The organism is Pseudomonas sp. HD57-3 (genome assembly GCF_056113135.1).
Genome location: NZ_CM148568.1, coordinates 830,335 through 852,033, shown reverse-complemented (window position 1 = coordinate 852,033; position 21,699 = coordinate 830,335). Strand labels below are relative to the sequence as shown.

The 21,699-nt window shown below is 60.0% G+C and carries 15 protein-coding genes; 3 read left to right on the top strand and 12 right to left on the bottom strand.

Features of this window, described 5'->3' with window-relative positions; genetic code table 11:
* Positions 1–38: 38 nt before the first annotated feature.
* Genes miaA through AC0R79_RS03745 form a run of 5 tightly spaced genes read right to left on the bottom strand, consistent with a single transcriptional unit; the run spans position 39 to position 6,308 of the window.
* On the bottom strand, positions 39–1,010 hold the full coding sequence (miaA, locus tag AC0R79_RS03765) for a tRNA (adenosine(37)-N6)-dimethylallyltransferase MiaA (RefSeq protein ID WP_127800806.1): 972 nt from the start codon (positions 1,008–1,010) through the stop codon (positions 39–41).
* The gene (gene mutL / locus AC0R79_RS03760; RefSeq protein WP_127796748.1) at positions 1,010–2,917 is read right to left on the bottom strand and encodes a DNA mismatch repair endonuclease MutL; all 1,908 of its coding nucleotides are present in this window, start codon (positions 2,915–2,917) and stop codon (positions 1,010–1,012) included. Before mutL ends, miaA begins: the two co-directional genes overlap by 1 nt.
* A complete protein-coding gene (locus tag AC0R79_RS03755) occupies positions 2,914–4,299 on the bottom strand; it encodes an N-acetylmuramoyl-L-alanine amidase (protein WP_371915873.1) in 1,386 nt (461 codons plus the stop codon). The genes mutL and AC0R79_RS03755 overlap by 4 nt, the downstream gene beginning before the upstream one ends.
* 51 nt (positions 4,300–4,350) lie before the next feature.
* Positions 4,351–4,821, bottom strand: a complete 471-nt coding sequence (gene tsaE, locus AC0R79_RS03750) for a tRNA (adenosine(37)-N6)-threonylcarbamoyltransferase complex ATPase subunit type 1 TsaE (protein ID WP_007950729.1) — start codon at positions 4,819–4,821, stop codon at positions 4,351–4,353.
* Positions 4,809–6,308 (bottom strand): NAD(P)H-hydrate dehydratase, encoded by a 1,500-nt coding sequence (locus AC0R79_RS03745; RefSeq protein ID WP_127796747.1) that lies wholly within the window; start codon positions 6,306–6,308, stop codon positions 4,809–4,811. Before AC0R79_RS03745 ends, tsaE begins: the two co-directional genes overlap by 13 nt.
* A 63-nt stretch (positions 6,309–6,371) precedes the next feature.
* Between AC0R79_RS03745 and queG the strand changes: the two genes are divergently transcribed.
* Positions 6,372–7,442: a tRNA epoxyqueuosine(34) reductase QueG gene (queG, locus tag AC0R79_RS03740; RefSeq protein ID WP_127796746.1), complete on the top strand. Its 1,071-nt coding sequence runs from the start codon at positions 6,372–6,374 to the stop codon at positions 7,440–7,442.
* A gap of 9 nt (positions 7,443–7,451) precedes the next feature.
* Here queG and AC0R79_RS03735 read toward each other — a convergent pair whose 3' ends face one another.
* From AC0R79_RS03735 to orn, 5 genes are all read right to left on the bottom strand, one after another.
* Positions 7,452–8,942 carry a leucine-rich repeat domain-containing protein gene (locus AC0R79_RS03735; protein WP_474733262.1) on the bottom strand — a complete coding sequence of 497 codons (1,491 nt, stop codon included), beginning with the start codon at positions 8,940–8,942 and terminating at the stop codon, positions 7,452–7,454.
* Between the two features lie 338 nt (positions 8,943–9,280).
* Positions 9,281–14,044: an RHS repeat domain-containing protein gene (locus AC0R79_RS03730; protein ID WP_474733261.1), complete on the bottom strand. Its 4,764-nt coding sequence runs from the start codon at positions 14,042–14,044 to the stop codon at positions 9,281–9,283.
* 241 nt (positions 14,045–14,285) lie between these two features.
* Positions 14,286–15,296 (bottom strand): hypothetical protein, encoded by a 1,011-nt coding sequence (locus tag AC0R79_RS03725; protein ID WP_474733259.1) that lies wholly within the window; start codon positions 15,294–15,296, stop codon positions 14,286–14,288.
* 298 nt (positions 15,297–15,594) lie between these two features.
* Complete coding sequence (locus AC0R79_RS03720; protein WP_064593093.1) at positions 15,595–16,206, bottom strand: trimeric intracellular cation channel family protein; 612 nt, start codon at positions 16,204–16,206, stop codon at positions 15,595–15,597.
* Positions 16,207–16,289: 83 nt separating this feature from the next.
* Positions 16,290–16,832 (bottom strand): oligoribonuclease, encoded by a 543-nt coding sequence (gene orn / locus AC0R79_RS03715; protein WP_085608493.1) that lies wholly within the window; start codon positions 16,830–16,832, stop codon positions 16,290–16,292.
* A gap of 107 nt (positions 16,833–16,939) precedes the next feature.
* Here orn and rsgA point away from each other — a divergent pair, with 107 nt between their 5' ends.
* The gene (rsgA, locus tag AC0R79_RS03710; RefSeq protein ID WP_007950741.1) at positions 16,940–17,971 is read left to right on the top strand and encodes a small ribosomal subunit biogenesis GTPase RsgA; all 1,032 of its coding nucleotides are present in this window, start codon (positions 16,940–16,942) and stop codon (positions 17,969–17,971) included.
* Between the two features lie 56 nt (positions 17,972–18,027).
* On the opposite strand, the gene motB is transcribed toward rsgA, so the two are convergent.
* Together motB and motA are read right to left on the bottom strand one after the other, a co-directional pair.
* Entirely contained in the window at positions 18,028–19,107 is a 1,080-nt protein-coding gene (gene motB, locus AC0R79_RS03705; protein ID WP_474733256.1) for a flagellar motor protein MotB, read from the bottom strand.
* Between the two features lie 3 nt (positions 19,108–19,110).
* Positions 19,111–19,962 carry a flagellar motor stator protein MotA gene (gene motA / locus AC0R79_RS03700; RefSeq protein WP_007952169.1) on the bottom strand — a complete coding sequence of 284 codons (852 nt, stop codon included), beginning with the start codon at positions 19,960–19,962 and terminating at the stop codon, positions 19,111–19,113.
* Positions 19,963–20,128: 166 nt separating this feature from the next.
* Between motA and AC0R79_RS03695 the strand changes: the two genes are divergently transcribed.
* On the top strand, positions 20,129–21,667 hold the full coding sequence (locus AC0R79_RS03695; protein ID WP_127796742.1) for an HDOD domain-containing protein: 1,539 nt from the start codon (positions 20,129–20,131) through the stop codon (positions 21,665–21,667).
* Positions 21,668–21,699: the final 32 nt, after the last annotated feature.

Sequence of the window (21,699 nt, the reverse complement as noted above, 5' to 3'; positions counted from 1 at the left end):
CCGCCACACCCCCAAGGATAGACGGCAATTGCAAGGACTCAGCTCAATATGGAGATCGTCCCAAGGTATTTCAAGGCGCGTGGCAGATTGTCGCAATCCAGACTGTCGAGCCAGTGTAAATCTTTCCAGCTGCGCAGCCAGGTGAACTGGCGTTTGGCCAATTGGCGCGTGGCGATGATGCCCCGTTCCTGCATCTCGGCCGACGTCAGCTTGCCATCCAGGAAGTCCCAGACCTGGCGGTAGCCTACCGCACGTATAGACGGCAACCCGGCATGCAGGTCACTTCTATTACGCAGGGCTACGACCTCGTCGATGAATCCCTGTTCCAGCATATTTGTGAATCTTTGTTTAATGCGCTCGTGCAGTACCTGCCGATTAGTTGGAGCAATCGCCAGGTTCGCGACAGTATAGGGCAATTGTTGCAGTCCCGATGCGGCCGCTTCGGTACTTTGTACAGATTGTTTCAGACGCAGTTCAGTCATGCTCTGACCGCTGACCCGGTAAACTTCCAGCGCACGACTCAGTCGTTGTGGATCGTTCGGATGAATGCGTGCCGCCGACTCCGGATCGATGACCGCCAATTGATCGTGCAGGGCCTGCCAGCCAAGGCGTGCGGCCTCTTCTTCAATCTGCGCGCGAACTTCGGGATCGGCCGCCGGCATGTCCGCCAGACCGTCGATCAAAGCCTTGTAATAGAGCATCGTGCCGCCCACCAGCAGCGGAATTTTTCCGCGTGCGGTGATCTCGGCCATGGCCTCCAGCGCATCACGACGGAAATCCGCTGCCGAATACGCTTCGGCCGGATCGAGAATGTCGATCAACCGGTGGGGAAATTCGGCAAGCAGCTCTTTGGAAGGCTTGGCGGTGCCGATGTCCATGCCGCGATAGACCAGCGCCGAATCGACACTGATCAGCTCGCACGGCAGCACCTTGGTCAGCTCGATGGCCAGGTCGGTCTTGCCCGCAGCGGTCGGGCCCATCAGGAAAATCGCTGGAGGAAGCTGGCTCATCAACGACCGCGCAGAAACAGTTTGTCCAGATCGTCCAGGCCCAATTGGGTCCAGGTCGGCCGGCCATGGTTGCATTGACCGCTGCGCTCGGTGTTTTCCATGTCACGCAGCAGGCCGTTCATTTCCGGCAGGGCCAGGCGCCGGTTGGCGCGGATCGCGCCGTGGCAGGCCATGGTGCCGAGCAGTTCGTTCAGATGCGCCTGGATCCGGTCGCTGGTGCCGTATTCCATCAAGTCCGACAGCACATCGCCCACCAGACGGTTGGCTTCGGCCTGCTTGAGCAGGGCCGGGATCTGCCGGATGGCCAGGGTTTCCGGGCCAAGGCGCTGCAATTCAAAACCGAGGCGCTGGAACCATGCCGCATGTTCTTCGGCACAATCGGCCTCGCGCTGACTGACCGCCAGCGATTCCGGCACCAGCAGCGGCTGACCGCTCAGGCCTTCGCTGGCCATGGCGATCTTCAAGCGCTCATACATGATCCGCTCGTGAGCGGCGTGCATGTCCACCAAAACCAGGCCTTGGGCGTTCTCGGACAGAATGTAGATGCCCTTGAGCTGCGCCAGCGCGTAGCCCAGCGGCGGAATGTCTTCCTGACCGGCTGGCAATGCATTGGCGTTGGCCTCGGGCAGCGGCGCAAAAAACTCGCGGTACGCGGCCTGGGCCTCGGCTACGGGCACGCTCGATTGCGGACGCGGCGTGTATTGATACTGATAAGCGCCGCCAGCGCTGGCACCCGACGAGGTATTGAACACCGGTTGCGCCTGCGGCTGCTCCAGCAGCGCATTGGCCGCCAGACGCATTTCACCCTGCGGCCCGAATTCACCGGCTTCAAGGCCGGTTGGCCGGACGATCGCGGTGGTGACCGAACCGGCAAGCTGATCTTCCGGCCGCACATCGCCGAGGGCACGGTGCAAGGTGCCATAGAGGAAGTCATGCACCATGCGCCCGTCACGGAAGCGCACTTCGTGTTTGGTCGGGTGCACGTTGACGTCGACCGCTGCCGGATCGACTTCGAAAAACAGTGCGAACGTCGGATGCCGGCCGTTGAACAGCACATCGCGATAAGCCTGACGCACCGCGTGAGCCACCAGCTTGTCACGCACCGCACGGCCGTTGACGAAGAAATACTGCAAGTCCGCCTGACTGCGGTTGAAGGTCGGCAGACCGACCCAGCCCCACAAATGCAGGCCATTGCGTTCAATCTCGATCGGCAGCGCCTGCTCAAGGAAGCCCGAACCACAGATTGCCGCCACGCGCCGGGCGCGGGCCGCGTCATCGTGGGCTTCGTGCAGGCTGAGGATGGTCTTGCCGTTGTGACGCAGATGGAACGCCACGTCGAAACGCGCCAGCGCCAGACGTTTGATCACTTCTTGCAGGTGATCGAATTCGGTTTTTTCAGTCTTGAGGAATTTGCGTCGCGCCGGGGTGTTGAAGAACAGGTCACGGACTTCCACCGACGTGCCGACCGGGTGCGCCGCCGGCTGCACGCGGGGCGCCATGTCACGGCCTTCGGTCTCGACCTGCCAGGCCTGATCGGCATCTCGGGTGCGCGAGGTCAGGGTCAGGCGCGCCACGGAGCTGATCGATGCCAAAGCCTCGCCCCGGAAACCCAGGCTCATTACTTGCTCAAGGTCTTCCAGGTTGCGGATCTTGCTGGTGGCGTGACGCGCCAGGGCCAGCGGCAGGTCATCGGCGGAAATACCGCTGCCGTCGTCACGCACACGCAGCAGTTTGACGCCGCCCTGTTCAACATCGACGTCGATACGTTTGGCGCCGGAGTCGAGGCTGTTTTCCAGCAGCTCCTTGATCACCGAGGCCGGGCGTTCGACCACCTCACCGGCGGCAATCTGGTTCGCCAGCCGCGGGCTGAGTAGTTCGATGCGCGCAGCGTTCAGGACCTGATTCATTCTTTGGACGCCAGTTCGGTGCCGGGAATGGTCAGGTGCTGACCGACTTTCAGATCATCGCTTTTCAGGTTGTTGGCGCTGCGCAGCGTGGCCGGCGAGATCTGATACCGCACGGCAATCATCGCCACGGTTTCACCCGGACCTACCCGGTGATCACGCGGCCCCTGAGCAATCTTGCCCGAGTCACGCAGCCAGGCGATGTAAGTGCCCGGTGGCGGATTCTGCTGGAAGAACTGGCGCACGCCGCTGCTGATCGAACGCGCCAGCGCCTGCTGGTGGCTCGCTGCCGAAAGCTTGTTCGCTTCGTTGGCGTTGGAGATGAAGCCGGTTTCCACCAGGATCGACGGGATGTCCGGCGACTTCAGCACCATGAACCCGGCCTGCTCCACGCGCTGCTTGTGCAGCGGAGTGACCCGGCCAATGTTGGTCAGGACTTTCTGGCCGACGTTGAGGCTGGAGGTCAGCGAAGCGGTCATCGACAGGTCGAGCAGAACGCCGGCCAGCATCCGGTCCTTGTCGTCGAGGCTGACGTTGCCGGCACCGCCGATCAGGTCGGAACGGTTTTCGCTGTCGGCCAGCCAACGGGCTGTTTCCGAAGTGGCACCACGATCGGACAGGGCGAACACCGACGCACCGAACGCGGCCGCAGACGGCGCGGCGTCGGCGTGGATCGAGACGAACAGGTCGGCGCCCTTCTTGCGAGCAATCTCGGTACGGCCGCGCAGCGGGATGAAGTAGTCGCCGGTACGGGTCAGTTCGGCGCGGAAGCCTTTCATGCCGTTGACCTGACGCTGCAACTCGCGGGCGATCTGCAGTACCACGTCTTTTTCGCGCTGACCGCGCGAACCGGACGCACCCGGGTCTTCGCCACCGTGACCGGCGTCGATCACCACGATGATGTCGCGCTTGCCGGCCGGGGCCGGTGGCAGTTTGATCGCAGGTTCGGCCGGGGTGACCGGCACCGCAGGCACGGTCGCAACCGTCGGGGTCGGGGCAGGTGTCGGCGCTGGTGCGGCGTCAGCCGGGTTGTCGAACAGGTCGACGACCAGACGGTTGCCGTACTGCGCATTCGGCGCCAGCGAGAAGCTTTTCGGGGTGACGGCTTTTTTCAGGTCGATGACCACCCGCAGGTCGGTCGGCGTACGTTGGGCCGAGCGCATGGCGGTGATCGGCGTGTTGGCGGTCTGCACATTCAGCGGCGCGCCGAGGGTGGCGCCGTTGATGTCGATCACCAGACGATCCGGCGCGGTCAGCGTGAAGACGCTGTGTTGCACCGGGCCTGTCAGGTCGAACACCAGTCGCGTGTTGTCCGGCGCCCGCCACAGGCGCACGCTGTTGACCTTCGTCTCGGCCACAGCGTTGACGGTTACTGCCATCAACATCAGTCCAGCGGCAGCCACCAACGCGCGAAAGCGCATACCTAACCCCATCATTCAATTGGTTTCCAATGCCAAAGCGGCACACCAGGCCTCGCCGCGCGAGCCCTGGGATAAAATGGTCAGCGAACGTCCGCTGTCTTGCGGGCTAATGGTAATGGTCAGGTCAGGCTTTGGCAAAAAGCCTGCACCTTTATCGGGCCATTCGATCAGGCACAGGGCGTCATCTTCGAAATAGTCGCGGATCCCGAGAAACTCCAGCTCCTCCGGATCGACCAGACGATACAGGTCGAAGTGAAACGCCCGGACGTCACCGATCTCGTAGGGCTCGACCAGGGTGAAGGTCGGACTTTTCACCGCCCCCACGTGCCCCAGACCGCGAATGATGCCCCGCGACAGCGTGGTTTTGCCCATCCCGAGATTGCCTTCGAGAAAGATCAGGCCATGGCCCTGGGTGATACGGGCGATGCGTGCGCCAAAGTCGCTCATGGCCTGTTCATCGGCCAGGTACAGGGTTACTTCAGACACGGTGCATGCTCCTCCAACAACTGACGAATGGCTGGAATCAGATCACTGGCCGCCAGCCCACGGCCGAATTTACCTTGTTGCAGACCGGCGTTGGCGTGCAGCCAGACCGCCAGACACGCGGCATCGAAACCGTCCATGCCCTGGGCCAGCAGCGCGCCGATCAGACCGGCCAATACATCGCCGAGCCCGGCGGTGGCCATGGCCGGATGGCCTTGATGACACAGCGCCAGACGACCATCGGGATGAGCAATCAGACTGCCTGCGCCTTTGAGCACCACCACCGCTGTATATTTTTTGCTCAACGCCAGCGCCGCCGCCGGACGATCGGCCTGCACCTCGGCAGTGCTGATCCCCAGCAGGCGCGCCGCCTCCCCCGGATGCGGCGTGATCACGCAATCCTTGGGCAGACTGACGAAACCGCAGGCCAACAGGTTCAGCGCATCGGCATCCCACACCTGCGGCAGCGAGGCATTGGCAGCAGCCGACAGCAACGCCCGTCCCCAACTCGCCTGACCAAGCCCCGGCCCGACCACCAGCACGGACACCTTTTCCAGCAGCCCCATCAGTTGATTGGCCGAAGAGGTGCCCAGCACCATGGCTTCCGGTACCCGGCTCAACGCCGCCGGCACATGTTCCGGGCGGGTCACCAGCGACACCATCCCGGCCCCACTGCGCAAGGCGCTTTCGGTGCTCAGCAGAATCGCCCCGCCAAAGCCGTGATCGCCGCCGATCAGCAGCACATGGCCGAAACGCCCCTTGTGCGCAGCCGGCGCACGGGCCGCCAGACGCGGCAGGTTAATCGCGCTGAGTCGTTGAGCGGCGGCAGGAATGTCACTGAAGTTTTCGGCCGAGGCCTGCAGATCGTTAAACAGCAGTTCGCCGACGTGATCCGCCGCCGCGCCCGTAAACAGCCCGAGTTTAAGGCCGATGAATGTCACGGTGAGATCAGCGTGCACCGCCTCACCCAGCGCATGACCAGTGTCGGCGCACAATCCGGAAGGGATATCGACCGCCACCACCGGCAGTCCGCTGGCATTGATCGCCGCAATCGCAGCGGCGTAAGGCTCACGCACCTCGCCGCTCAGGCCGGTGCCGAGCAACGCGTCAACGACGATACCGCGCAACCCGCAGGACACATCCCACGGGGCAATCGAGACGCCGTCGGCCACGGCTTCGGCGTGCGCCACGGCGGCATCGCCCTTCAAACGCTGCGGCTCGCCGACAGCCAGCACCTGAACCTGCCAACCCGCCCGATGCGCGAGCGCCGCCACCAGATAACCATCGCCGGCGTTGTTGCCGTGCCCCGCCAGCACCGTCATTTCATTCGCGGCCGGCCATTGGCGTACCAGTGCGCGCCACGTGGCATGGGCGGCACGCTGCATCAATTCGAAGCCCGGTGTGCCCGCGGCGATCAGCCGTGCATCGAGTTCACGCACCTGCGCGGCACGGTACAGCGCGTCGGGTAATTGATCTTTAGTGTGCGGCATGCGTCTTCGGGCTCCGATGTCTGGCAGAATTATACGCACCTCAGCTCCGGTTTCTCTCGCCTCATGTCCGCCATCACCACAGATCTGCCTGCCCTCGCCCAATCCATCAAGGACTGGGGCCGCGAGCTGGGCTTCCAGCAAGTCGGCATCAGCGGTCTGGACCTGGCCGAGCACGAGCAGCACCTGCAACGCTGGCTTGAGGCCGGCTACCACGGCGAAATGGATTACATGGGCGCCCATGGCAGCAAACGCTCGCACCCCGAAGAGCTGGTGCCGGGCACCTTGCGCGTAGTCTCACTGCGCATGGACTACCTGCCGGGCGACACGCAAATGGCGCAACTGCTGGCGAAACCGGAAAAGGCCTACATCTCCCGTTATGCCTTGGGCCGCGATTATCACAAGTTGATCCGTAAACGCGTTCAACAACTGGCGGACAGGATTCAATCCGAGATCGGCCCGTTCGGTTTCCGCGCCTTCGTCGACAGTGCGCCGGTGCTGGAAAAGGCGATTGCCGAACAGGCCGGCCTGGGCTGGATCGGCAAAAACACCCTGGTGCTGAACCGCAAGGCCGGCAGTTACTTCTTTCTCAGCGAACTGTTCGTCGACCTGCCCCTGCCGGTGGATGAACCCCACAGCACCGAACACTGCGGACGCTGCACGGCGTGCCTCGACATCTGCCCGACCAACGCCTTCGTCGGCCCGTATGTGCTGGACGCGCGACGTTGTATTTCCTACCTGACCATCGAACTGAAGAACGCCATCCCCGAAGACCTGCGACCGCTGATCGGTAACCGTGTGTTCGGCTGCGACGACTGCCAGATCTGCTGCCCGTGGAACCGCTTCGCCCGCCCGTCCGGCGAAAGCGATTTCAAGCCACGGCACAACCTGGACAACGCCGAACTGGCAGAGCTGTTCTTGTGGGATGAAGACAAATTCCTCAGCAGCACCGAGGGTTCGCCGTTGCGCCGTGCCGGTTATGAGCGCTGGCTGCGCAATCTGGCGGTGGGGCTGGGGAATGCGCCCTCAACGATTCCGGTGCTGGAAGCATTGCAGGCGCGACGGGATCATCCGTCAGAGTTGGTTAGAGAACATGTCGAATGGGCACTGCGCCAGCATCTGGATGAAAAGCCGTAAAGCTTTCCTTCACGAGCTCTCCACACCACTGTCCTCACCCTCGAATGCTGCAATTTGTGGCTGCATCTGGCCTTCTCCATCAACCTGAATCAGGACTTTCCTGTCCAGGCCAGCGGCCTCCATATAGACACTGACTCGCTGCAGCGTAGCCTCATCCAGCGGATTGTTTCGAAAGTTAAAATTGACTTGCCGAACATCCGGCACCTCGAAGAGTTCGTCTGGCAAGTGTGCAATTTCGTTATTGCGCAGATCGGCAAATGCCAGACTTTCGCTTTCAAATAGCCCGACAGGCACCTGGTTCAGCCCTGTATCCGAGAGATAAAGACTGTCCAGGCGCCTCATGAATCTGAGATCGGGCGACAGTCCGAGCGGGTTGTTGCTCAAGTCCAACAGTGTCAGTTGTTCAATGTGGGCAAGGCCTTCAACGCTGGCTTCGCTGAGCCGTATGTCACAGTTGTCCAAGGTCAGCGTCACCAGTTCCCTCATCTGGTACACCTCAGCGGGAAACGATTTCAACGCAAAGCCGGACAGGGTGAGATACCGCACACCCGGAAAACTCGCGAGAAAGGTGCTGTCTTCCAACGGGGCAGTGCTGGTCAGACTCAACTCGCGAACATGGCTGAAATCCGCCGACAAACGAGGCAGGCTGCCAAGTACATCGAGATCGTAATCCAGCGTCGATGGAGTGTACGGATTGGCGCTGGTTGCCTTCCGGGACCAATTGTCCTGAAGCTCCTGAGCAAAACGCTCTCGGCTTGCTGTCTGCGCGGCAATTTCGGTATTTGTCAGAGGCAAACCCGTGACCGGGTGTCGGGACGGCACCTGCCCGGTCCACGCGCCTAGATCCTTCACCAGAGTGAAGTGTTGCGCTTCCAGCCGGGCCACTGCCAGCAGCGGATCACCCGTCAATCGCTCGCGGTGCATGGAAGTCCGAGCATCCTGGGCCATGGTCGGAAACAACGTTGCCAGACGCTCATCTACACTGCGCGCCAGCCCCGACGGGGCATCGCCTCGATCCAACGGGCTCCCTGATGCTATAGGGCGCCAGTACCTACCCTCGGCGTCCGGCTCCATCAGCGGACCGGAAGCCTTGAGTTCTCTGGCGACCGTGGCGCGAAAAAGGCCGCTTTCGGCATCCCGAACCACTTGTACGAAATGATCGTCGGAAACAGCCACATACTGGCGCTGCTTGAACACCCGAACGCCCTGCGCATCGACCTCACCGAGACTTTTTCGGGCGGGAACCCGGTAATCCGCGAAAGAAGTGGGCGAGGCAACTCCCGCTACTTCATTGATCGCGAAAAGCTCCACGCTCGGCCTGGGATCGGTTATCTGCGCCGTCGTGACAGGATCCGGCAGGAAAAGAGACGGTAGCGGATCCGGACGATGCGGCAGGGCTGAGGGGGGAGAGTCCCCCCTGGGCACACGATGAGAACCATCGGCAGCGGAGTCATTTATTTTGCTGGAGCCAGGTTTGATCCTGGGTGATTTGTCAGCCATGAAACTCTCATCCTTGAGATTGGGTTGCACTGATAACGGAGTTCTACGCGAACCGTATCGAACGCGCAGGTCAGTCAGCCAAACCTGAATTGTCTGGCCCTCGAGAAAACCATCATACCGCTGCGCTTGCTGCGGGCTGTCGTATGTATGTCTACCGCATGAGCCTGCATGCCCAGACCGCCACCCCGCGGCGCGTTGACTGCCTGACCAGAAAATGAAAAGGCGCCTTCAGCGATTCCTGCTGGAACCGTTGAAGGCGCGACCGGATCATTCCTCAGAATATGTCCGGCAAAAGCACGAGTGAGCGTTGCTCTCCCGGCCATGGCATGCCACGCCCATCAAGCGCCTCTCACGGTATGACCAAACGCATGCATGGTCACCGTACGGGTGTCATGGTTCGCAAAGAAAAACAGGCGCGTGGCCTGGTTAAGCCTGATTTCTGTGTAACCCGTGTCATTGAAGTAACCTGGGTCGCGGAGTTGACGCGGGTTGGGAGACTTGAAAGGGACCATCTCATTGTAATAAGTCTTGCCCCCAAGCCCATTGGCAGCTTCGCTTGGAGACTTTCCTCCGTCCTTGATTGCATCCTTGAAACGGAAGAATTTATCCCTTGAAATGTCATCAAGGTCTTCAAAGCCGGGAATGGCGCCTCTTCCTGTTTTTTGCCCATCCACCGTCCCCCTGAAGCCCTGGGTCTTGTATGTCCATTTTCGTGCCCCCGCACTCGTTCCTGAAGTGCTTCGCCCCCCCATTCCACTCGCCATGGCTCTGGCGGCCTCGCGAGGATTATTGCTCAGCCCTGACTTGAAAGCCCCCGCCAACCTGCTGGCACCTTTGATAGCCTGACCCGCCAGGCCGGCGCCAAGGGATGCCAACCCAAGCCCCAGACTGATGTAACCCAGAATGTCGCCAGCCGAAGAGTGCGGATCCAGTTCATGCGCCAACTCGCTGGCAATGGCCGTAACGCCCGAGGCGACTCCCAGTCCCACGGCCAGTAATGCCAATGGCGTAGCCGCCCCCAGTGTCGCGATACTTGCAATACCCCCGATAAACCCCAGCGCAATCCCGGCAATCGACTGCCAGGAAACATGCCCCGTGGGATCCACTCGGTTAACCGGATCGCCAAGGCAATACGCGTAAGCATTCAAGCCGCCTGCATCGAACGGACTCAGGCTGTCCGGGCTGGTGAAGCGCATCAGTGTCGGGCTGTAGGCCCGGTAACCATTGCCCAGCAGATACAGACCGGTGACTTCATCCAGTTGCTCGCCGTTGAAACCCGCCTGACTGAACAGGCCTCCCTCGACAGCCCGATGCCCGTAGGGGCTGTAAGCGCTGTCGAGCGATTGCTCGCCGTACGAACGAGTCAGCACGCTCTGCTGCTGATCAGCCCCGAAAAGCCGAATGCCCGCACCCGCTCCCAGTTGCTGCTGTCCCAATATCAGACGGCCGTGTCGCACGACACTGCGTGATTCAGGACCACTGACTTCGCTGCTCACTTTGCCGTGGTGATAAAAGCGCTGCACCGCCGACTTCCCGGATTGCGACAACTCAACCAGCCGATCGAGGCCGTCGTATTGGTAGCCGCGCAGGAGCTCCCCACGTGCATCGATCACCTGAGTCAGGCGGCCAAAGGCGTCGTAGGCCAGAGTGCGGTCCTGATCGTCCTTGATCATTCGGCCATTGGCGTCGTATTCCAGGGTGACCGGTGCCGGATAGTCGGCATGAGAATGTTGGACCCCGACCAATCGGGCCGGGTCCTGTTCGCTGAAACTGAACGTCGTCACGTTGACGCCCACAGGGAACGTGGTTTGCAGGGCGAGAATGTTATCCAGCGCATCGAACGTGAATGTTTGCTGGATAATTTCCTTGCCATAAGGGTCTCGCGGTCGCTGGAGCCCTTCACAGTCGTACTGGATGACTCGCCCGCGTGCGTCGTAAGAGAACCGCTCATCGCGCAACACCATGAAGCCGCGTCTGAGAACCTTCTGCGCCAGCTTTCCCGCCACGGTGTAACTGGAGGTCAGTGTTTGCGAGGGCAATCCGTTGACTTCGAAACGGCGGGTCAGCTCACGACCGATATCATCGTAAGTCAGATGCGTGAGGAGCTGATGCCGGGACAGGGTATCCCGGGTTTCGATCCGGTCGAGCAACCCAGCCTTGCCATAGAAATATCGAGTTTCTACCGGACCTTGCCTGTGCAAGGTTTCGCGCCCCCAGATGTCGTACTCGGTTTTGTGCCGCGTGCCCACCACGTCCACGTATTCCAGAGGGCGCCCCGCCAGCGAGTAGGTATGGGAGGTCGTCTGGCGCCGTTCGGCAAAGCGGGTTGTTTCCGACTTCAGGCGCCCGGAAGGAAAGTATTCGAACAGATTCTCACGTCCTTGCTCGATGCAACTTTCCATTCTGCCGTTTCGTTCGTCATAGGTGAAACGGGTGAGTACTCCGCTGCCTGTTAGCGCTTTGCGCTCAGTCAAGGTGCCACCCGGACCCGATGAATAAACAAACTCGGTCGTTTCCCCTGCCGCACTCGTGTGCGATGCGGGCTGAGTCTTGCCGGCCGGATAAACCGCAACCGACTTGCGCCCGCCCACCGAAACCTCGGTCAGCCGATTCAAACCATCGAAGACTTGCTGCCCCAACAGTTTCCCGGCGACTCTGATGGCGACCGGCAAAACCTCGGTGCTGTGGACGGCAAAATCGGTCTGCACCACATGCCCGTCAGGCAAAACACTGCGAAACAGACGATCGTACGCATCGTACTCATAACTGGTCTTGTTCCCCGCCGGATCGGTTTGACTGATGGTGCGCCCCAATCCGTCGTACTCAAAGACGGTTTTGCCCAGGCTTTGCGCCTTGAGGTCGAAGACTTCAAGGCTGTCCGGCTTGCCGAAGGCATTGAAGACGGTGACGGTCTTACCCAGGCCCTGCTGCCAATGCTTGTGCTGGCGCTTCACCGGGTCGAATTCGTTGTACTCGACTCGTCCGTCGGCATGGCGAGTCTCCTTGACCTGACCCCAATTGTCGTAAAACAGCTGCGACTTCACAGGGCGCGCAACACCGTCCCACCAATCGGTGCGGGTCTGCTCAGTCAGTCGTCCGACCCGATCATGGAGCGCGGCATAGAACACTCGCATTGGAAATGCACCTGCCGGATCCGGGTTGTCACAATCCATTTCTTCAACGCCGATGACCCTCCCCAACGCGTCGTAGGTAACTTTTTGCATACCTCCCGACGGATCGGTCAGAACCACCGTGGCCGGCACGCCTACCTTGGCTGTTTCGTGACGCCATTGGTACGACGCGACATGCGCCGTGCCAGAGACAAGCGTCTTGCGGACACGACGCCCGAGCTTGTCGTATTCGAATGTAACCACACTGTCGTCGGCATCGCGCTCGGACAGCGCCAAACCGCTCAGGGTGGAAAGCGTTTGCTCGGTCGAACTCGCGGTACCGTCGAAACCCTGCAAGGTTGTCTTCAGCCTCAGGGAGAAACCGTCAGTCGCGTAGGCATAGTTGATACAAGTCGTCGTGCCGTTACGGGTGACCTTCTGCTGCTTCAGGAGGCCGTGTGTAAGCGGGTTGTCCGGCGTTTCCAGATAAGTCAGCGCAATGGTCGAACGATGGACTTCGCGATCTGCGACCCACTCGAAGAAGTTTTCCTCGACAGGCACCACACTGGCCAGCGTCCCGCCCTTGAGCATGGGGAGTAAGGCATAGCGGTAACGTGTGACGGTGGATGCACCGCCACCCGTCGCGGGGGCCACGGTTTTCTGCTTCAGGAAGCGGACAAACTCCAGCGGATCGGCCGGACAATCCTGAGTCTGGGTCGCCGGATAGTATTCAAACCGCGTTGTCACCCCGTCCACCCCAACCTGTTTGAGCAGGTTGCCGATGGCATCGTATTCAGTGACAGAGGTCTCGGAACGCTTCTCTTTTGTCGTCAGGTCCTCGTAAGTCAGGGTCTGGACTTGAGGCATCCGGAACTGCGCAGGTTGCTGAGTGAAAGGTAGCTTTACGTCACAGTAATATCGGGTTGAAACCGACGTTTGCGCATTACCGCAAGTGGTCACCTCGGAAATCAACAAATGGAACTTGTTGTAGGTTCGCTTGATGCGGGTGTGGACTGTGCTCCCGACAATCAGCCGCTCTTCGCTGGAATACTGATAGCCCCCCACGGCGCGGAAAAGAGGATCGCCATCGTCCTGGGGATCCGCTGCAACGCCGTGCCCAAGGTAATTATGGTCCGAGTAGGTGTAAATCTTGCTGACCTTCGGTTGCCCGTGTCTGGCGTAGATATCGTGGGCAATGACGCACGGCAGGCTTTGATCGCCCTCGACGGTCGGGAAGAGATGGCCGACTTCCTTGTAGCGAATGTTTTCCACGGCACCCAAGGGCGATTCAACTCGGGTCAGATAACCGTCTGCGTACTGCAGTTTCCAGCCCCCACCTTCCGGCAAATCGATGGCGTTGACCTGATCGTTTCTGAGCGTCAGAGCAAACTCAGCGCTGGAGGGCGTATCCGGATGCCGGGTCAAAATCACCCTTGTGTCTTTGCGGGCGATCTTGAGCAACGTTCTTTGGAAGTCGCTGATCTCGATCAGCATCGGCTGCTCATTGAACGTCCTGTACTTCAGGGAAATACTCACGCCATTGGCTGCGAATATCGTCTCGGGAACCGCGATGTTAGTCGCCCCATGGACCCTGAGCACTTCACGTCGACCATCCTTGTATCGGATCTCGTATCGTCCATCAGCAGTTTTCAGAACCTTGGCACTTTCCAGCTTCATTTCCTTGAAATGCAAGGCTCCCCGCGACTCCACAGCTTTGTAGCTCTCGCCGCTGGAAAACGTCATGACTCTGCTGCGCAAGTCATAACGGGTGATCGACAATGACCAGCCAGCGCCATAACCGGCACTGTGTGAATTCAAGGGATTGAAATTCAGCGCAAGATTGAATGAAGGGCCGTTGAGATCGACGGACTGAATAGACCCAAGGGATAACGAACAGGTATAAACGCCGGTTCTGGGATCGACCCCGCCGGCTACAAAATCACCAAAATTGAAAGCATTCGAATGCACGGATTCCGGAGAGTGGTTACTCATAAATAACATCCTGTCATTTGTTTCAAAATCGAATCAATTACGCACAATAAAGAACCGCTTTTCCGCAATCATTTAAAACTGCGAAAAAACGGCTGCATTAACCGTAAAACAAATCGGGCGACATCAGACGTGCGCGCTGCCACGCTCACCATCAACCAATACAGGAGTCGACACCGTTGTATTTTTAATCGGCAAGGTCTCGACGAAAAGAACTCAAGCAGTGACTGCACTCGCCGCGGACTTATCCCCGCTCCAGAAAGAACTCACGCTTTTCAGAGTCGGTCCGAATGGCCAACTTGTGCTCCGTGCCATATTGATCGATTACGGCAAACGGAAACACGCCATCGGCGCTGGAATCTGCCGCAGTGTACGCAAACTCGGAAAGCGCCTGCACGACGGTCAACTCGCCGTGACGATCATTGACTATCACGACATACTCTTTGGTCTTTGACGAAGAATCCAGAGCGTGATCTCGAAATGTATAATTCACAAAAGTATTGTCATTAACAGGTAGCGCCACAGTGATATCAGTCTTGTTCGGCCTTACCATGACTCCCTTCAGATAGTTGGTTTTCCACGCATGTACCCAGTTACCATAGGCAAACATGACATCATCCGTACCTTTTGAAGCAACCCAGTCCACCAGATTGATCTGCTGTCCCTGATAAACAAGTCCGAGATAGTAGTTCCAGATCCGGTTTCCCGGCTCCTCATTGCCGCGCCTGGTGGAAGTCCAGCGAAACTGGTCGACCGAATAGGTAACCGGCACCTGAGCGTCCAGAGTGACACTGCTGTCCTGAAAACCGGAAAGACCGGTTGCATTGCTTCGGATAGTCACTCCGCTCAAAAAAACGCTTGCCGCGATTTGCGTCGAGCCGCTACCCGAGGACGATACCCAGAATGTGCGCACTTGCGGATGGATACCGTTATCCGGCTCATCCTTAATCACTGGCGCTTCCAGCGTATATCGACCTTGATCGATACTGGCACTCCAGCCGTCGCGCAAGGCTCTCCCAGTGTTGTAGTGAATAAGTTCAACCGTATTCATGACTTCTTCTGGAACCAGAGTGCGATCCCCGTTTTCATCATAACCTGACACCAGCACCTGAACCTTTACTTGCATACGGCCGTTGCCGTACAGCACTTTATTTCGCGCGGATGAGGAAGAATTCAACTTCACTTTCAAGTCAATACTGTCCAGTCTTCCAGGACCGGCCAACTGATTTCCTGATACTTCGTTAAGCTCACTCATACTTTTACTCCTTGTGCTTGATGTCATTCCATACCTCGCAAAGCAAAAACGAAGCAAGCCATGAATAACATGCAACCCCAAACCGGCAAAAAGTTAAGTGTAAGAACCTGTAGCTAAAACCAATACAGAATCGGCAATTCTAAAAAAGCGGCCATATTAACTTCGAGATACATTCATCATAAAATGTAAATCCAAAGAAAAAAGCTCACGAAGAACGTAACGCGGCCGCCCCGGACAATCCAGATAGCAAAGAAGTCATTTGCTGGCAGACCAGCTATGGGTTCATTTGCGCAAGGTTTCAATGCTCGTCGTTATAGACGAACTTTGGCATTTCCCAATGAAAACGAATCGCCAGAAGACGCAACAGGAAGCCACCAAACAGCGTGATCAGAATCGCCTGCTCGCTCGGCACGTTGAGGAACAGACAGAGCATGTAGCACCACGCCGCAGCGAACGAGACGCTGGCGTACAGTTCGCGACGGAAGATCAACGGGATGTCGTTGCAGAAGATATCGCGCAGGATGCCGCCGAATACACCCGTGATCACGCCGCTGACCGAGGCCACCAGCATGCCGTGGCCCATTTCCAGGGCAGTCATGCAGCCGATCAGGGTGAATGCCACCAGACCGACCGCGTCGAGCACCAGAAACAGCGAACGCAGGTGACGCATCCAGCGTGCGGTAAACACAGTGATCATCGCCGCGACAGTCGTCAGCACCAGGTACTCCGGGTGTTTGACCCAGGTCAGCGGATAATGCCCGAGCAGCACATCGCGCACCGAACCGCCGCCTAAAGCCGTGACGCAGGCGATCAGCACCACGCCGAACCAGTCCATGCCGCGACGGCCCGCAGACAGGGCGCCGGTCATGGCTTCGGCAGTAATGGCGACGAGGTAGAGCATCAGCAACATGGTGGCGATCCTGGCAGGAAGGCGCGCAGTCTACTCACTTCGCCGAGGCACCAAAAGAGGGCACCTCGGCGTGGGTGCCGATCTCAGAACTTGATGAAATGCTTGCGGTAGTGCTGCAGCTCGGCGATGGATTCGCGGATGTCGTCCAGCGCCAGGTGAGTGCTGCCCTTCTTGAAGCTGTCGCGTACGTCCGGCGCCCAGCGCGCGGCCAGTTCCTTGAGCGTGGAAACGTCGAGGTTGCGGTAGTGGAAGTAGCTTTCCAGCGACTTCATGTGGGTATAAAGGAAGCGGCGATCCTGGCAGATGCTGTTGCCACAGATCGGCGACTTGCCCTTCGGCACCCACTGTTCGAGGAAGGCGATGGTTTCGGCTTCGGCCTCGGCCATGCTCACGCGGCTTTCACGCACGCGCTGGGTCAGGCCCGAGTTGCCGTGAGTGCGGGTGTTCCACTCGTCCATGCGGGCGAGGACTTCGTCGCTGTGGTGGATGGCGATCACCGGGCCTTCGGCCAGGGTGTTCAGGTCACTGTCGGTGACGATGGTGGCCATTTCGATGATCACGTCGTTTTCCGGATCCAGACCGGTCATTTCGAGGTCGATCCAGATCAGATTCTGCGGGTTTTGCATATTTCGGCTCCTGAGCAATGCTGCGCAGTTTAGCCTAGGCAGCCTGCAGGGCGTGCTAAACTCGCGGCCGTTTTACCTAATCGCTGCATTCTTCAGACGGAACACCCATGGCCAAACGCCAACTCAATCGTCGTCAAAACTGGCGCATCGAAAAGATTCAGGGCGAGCGCGCCGCCCGCGCCGCCAAACGCGAGTCCTCGGCTGTCGAGGCGCTCGAAGGCGGCGATCTGGGCCCGGAACAGCACGGCCTGGTGATCGCCCACTTCGGTGTGCAGGTCGAGGTCGAGGCCGTTGACGGCGAACTGGCCGGCCAGGTCTTCCGCTGCCACTTGCGTGCCAACCTGCCAGCGCTGGTGACCGGCGATCAAGTGGTCTGGCGCGCCGGCAACCAGGGCATCGGCGTGATCGTCGCGCAACTGCCGCGCACCACCGAGCTGTGCCGTCCGGACAGCCGTGGCCAGCTCAAACCGGTGGCCGCCAACGTCGACATGATCGTCATCGTCTTCGCCCCGCTGCCCGAGCCCCATGCCAACCTGATCGACCGCTATCTGGTCGCCGCCGAGCACGCCGGCATCCGCCCGTTGCTGCTGCTGAACAAATTCGACCTGATCGACGAGCAGAACGCCCCGGCGCTGAATGCCCTGCTGGCGGTCTATCGCACGCTGGGTTACCCGGTGCTGGAAGTCTCGGCGCACCACGGCAACGGCATGGAGCAATTGCAGAAGCAGCTCGACGGGCGCATCAGCGTGTTCGTCGGCCAGTCCGGTGTCGGCAAGTCGTCGCTGGTCAACAGCCTGCTGCCGGAAGTCGAAACCCGCGTCGGCCCGCTGTCCGAGCTGTCCGGCCAGGGCACGCACACCACGACCACCGCACGCCTGTTCCACTTCCCCGGCGGCGGCGAACTGATCGACTCCCCGGGCATCCGTGAATTCGGCCTCGGCCACGTCAGCCGCGCCGACGTCGAAGCCGGTTTCATCGAGTTCAACGACCTGCTCGGCACCTGCCGCTTCCGCGACTGCAAACACGACCGCGAACCGGGATGCGCACTGCTCAAGGCCCTGGAAGACGGCCGCGTGCAGCAGCAGCGCATGAATAGCTATCGCTCGATCATCGCCAGCCTGCCGGAAAACGGTTACTAGGCTTTAAAGTAGCCAGACACAAAAAAGCCGCGATCATCTCGCGGCTTTTTTGTGGGTCACTGTTTCGGCGCGGAGGCCGGTGCAGCAGCCGGTGCAGCCGGCGCCGGGGCTGGTGCCGCTGCGCCCGGCTCGGTCGGTTTCGGCAGCGGGTCGTCGAACAGGTTCAGCCGTTCGCGCAACTCGTGGGCCGGCACCGGCTGCTGATCCGCCGGCAGGGCGTTCGGGTCGACCGGGGTGGCCGGCGCGGCGCCGTTCTGGCCTTGATCTGCCGGTTTCGACGGGTCGGCACCTTGCGAACCTTCGATGGCTGCCTGAGCCTTTTTGGTCAGCACCACGATGTCGATGCGGCGGTTGACCGGGTTGAACGGGTTCTCCTTGTCGAACAGTGCCGACGAGGCGTAACCAACAACCCGCGCCACTTGAGCATCCGGATAACTGCCCGCCACCAGTGCACGCCGGGCGGCGTTGGCACGGTTGGCCGAGAGTTCCCAGTTACCGAAATCGCCGTTGCCCACGTAAGGCTTGGCATCGGTATGACCACTGATGCTGATCTTGTTCGGCACCGCCTTGATGGTGTCGGCCATGGCCAGCAGGATGTCTTCGAAGTACGGTTTCAGGCGTGCAGAACCGGAGTCGAACATCGGCCGGTTCTCGGCGTCCATGATCTGGATGCGCAAGCCGTTCGGCGTGATCTCGAACAGGATCTGGTCCTTGAATTTCTGCAGTTGCGGGTTCTCGTCGACCTTGTTCTGCAGTTCTTGCAGCAGCAGTTCCAGGCGTTCCTTCTCGACCTGCTCGGCCATGCCTTCAACCTGTTCGGTGTCGACCGTGACCTTGTCCGGCTGCGGTTGAGACTTCACTTCAGGGTTGAGGGTGTTTTCCGGCGCGAGGGTCGGCGTACCGCCCAGATCGATGATGTACGGCGTGCCGCTCTCGGAGAAACCGACCGGGTCCTTGAAGTAACCGGCGATGGCGATCTTCTGCTCCGGGGTCGCGGTGGACAGCAGCCACAACACCAGGAAGAACGCCATCATCGCCGTCGCGAAGTCGGCGAAGGCGATCTTCCACGCCCCGCCGTGATGCCCGCCGGCGATGCGCTTGACGCGCTTGATGATTATCGGCTGGTTATTTTCCATGACTTAACGACCGCGAACAGCTTGTTCCAGCTCGGCAAAGCTTGGACGGTGAGCCGGGTACAGAACCTTGCGACCGAACTCGACAGCCAGCGACGGCGGCATGCCGGAAGCCGAAGCCACCAGCGAGGCCTTGATGGCTTCGTAGACGTTCAGCTCTTCCTTGGCATCGTGGGCCAGGGAGTGCGCCAGCGGGCCGAAGAAACCGTACGCCGCGAGAATACCGAAGAAGGTACCCACGAGTGCCGCACCTACGTGCAGACCGATGGACTTCTGATCGCCCTCACCCAGGGAGGCCATGGTCACCACGATACCCAGTACCGCCGCGACGATACCGAAACCCGGCATGGCGTCGGCAATGCCGTTCACCGCGTGGGACGGATGCTCGAGGTCTTCCTTCAGGCTGTACAGTTCCATGTCGAACAGACCTTCCAGCTCGTGGGGAGCCATGTTGCCGGAGGACATGATGCGCAGGTAATCGCAGATGAACGCGGTCATGCGTTCGTCTTTCAGTACCGCCGGGTACTTGGCGAAGATCGGGCTCGCGGCGGCGTCTTCGATGTCGCCTTCGATGGCCATCATGCCTTCGCGGCGGCTCTTGTTGAGGATCTCGTAGATCAGGCCCAGCACTTCCAGATAGAACGTGTGGCTGAAACGCGAACTGAACATGCTCAGGGATTTCTTGAGCACGTGCATCGTCATGTAGCCGGGGTTGGCCTGCAGGAATGCACCGAGTGCAGCACCGCCGATGATCATCACCTCGAAGGGCTGGATCAGAGCGGCAATCTTGCCGTGGGAGAGCACGTATCCGCCGAGCACGCTCGCGAATACGACGATGATGCCGATAATTTTAGCCATAGGTAGAAAGTACTTATTTAAGTCGGGTTCAAGGTCATATTCGGAAGTTAAAAAATCTCTTCTTCTACTTATCGGCAAAACTGCGCCAGACTATAGCCAGTTCAGGCGAAAAGCCAATTTAGCCCATGCCGGGCGCGTCTACAGTCAGTGAAGATCTCGTCCAGACATGGCTAATGAAACGAACGTCCCACACGCAAAACCGACCACACTCGATGGCTGGGTGAAGCTGCTCGACAGCGTTCGCCTGCCGGTGCCGCAAGATGCCCATGACCGGGTCTGCCGGGCGATTCGCGATGACCGCAGCTCGCTGCGCGACATTGCCGACCTGATGCAGGACAGCCCGGCGCTGGCCCTGAGCATCATCCGCGAAGCCAACCGCCATACCCACGGCAACATGACTGCGCCTGCGGAAAACCTCGAAGTGGCGATCAATCGCCTCGGCCTTGCCCGTACCGAAGAACTGCTGGCGCGCCTGCCCGCCGAGCCTGCCGCACAGATCCCCCAGGCCCTGCGCCAGTTGCAGATGATCAGCCAGCACGCCACGCAACAGGCCAACGGTTTTTTCGCCAGCCGCCTGGCGCGACTGTGGCAGGACATCCATTGGGGCAGCCTGCTGTTTCTGTCGCCGCTGTGGCCGTTGGCTCTGACCTTTCCCAAATTGCTTGAAGAGTGGGAAGTGCGGGTTATCCACAAGGGTGAATCCGCCCGTGCAGTAGAGAAGCAATTGTTCGGCGTGCGCCTGCTGAAAATCGGCGAAGCGCTGGTGGAAGCCTGGCGTCTGCCGATCTGGGTCCAGCAAGGTTATCGCCTGCTGCTGACCGAGCAGCGCGAACTGGTCAAAGTCCTGCGCATTGCCCGCGACGTCGATCATCCGCTGCGCCAACAGAATCGCCTCGATGACGACCCGACCCTGCGCCGCTGGCTCAACCAGCCGGCCAACACCGTGTTGCTGGCCAACGGCCTGGCACTCTCGGCGCAACAGGCCTGGGACAGTCCGCACAGCGAGCGCTGGCAATACCTGACCAGCCTTTATCTGCAAATCTCGATGGACGAGGTGCAGCAACAGTTGCACCAACAGGCCGCCGTCAGCGCTCGCCATCATTCCATGCCGGACCTGTGGCACCCGGCGGTTTCGCTGCTGTGGCCGTGGGGCACCCGACGCCTGCCTGCCGGAATGCTGCCGGCTGCGGCGCCGTCCGCTGAAGACCTGACCCAGTGGCGCCGCCAATGCGCCGAACTGCTGGCTGTGCCAAGCCGCTTCACCAACGCCATGAGCCTGACCGTCGCCGCCCGCGATGCGCTGGTCGCCAGCGGCATGCGCCGGGTGATGATCCTGATGGCCGACCGCAGCCACGCCAATCTGCGCGTCCATCAAACCTCGGGGTTGCCGAAGGAAGCCGCTGCACTCAATTTCGTCGTCAGCCAGAGTTCGGTGCTGCAACGCTTGCTCGCGCAGCAGGCGCAAGTACGCATCACCCCGGACAACAACGCCCAGTTTTCCGCCCTGCTGCCGCCCTCGCTGCGCACGCTGTTCCGGGGCGAGCACCTGTTCCTGCGTTCGCTGGTGAACAACGGCCGGGTGATCATGATCGTGGTCGCCGACCAGGGTGGCGGGCCGTTCGCCGACATCACCGTGCAAGCCTTCGGCAAAACCGCGCAGTGCATCGAGAAAGCCCTGCACAGTTTTAGCCAGCGCGGCCAATGACAGCTACAATCCTTCCCCTTTGTGCTCTGGAG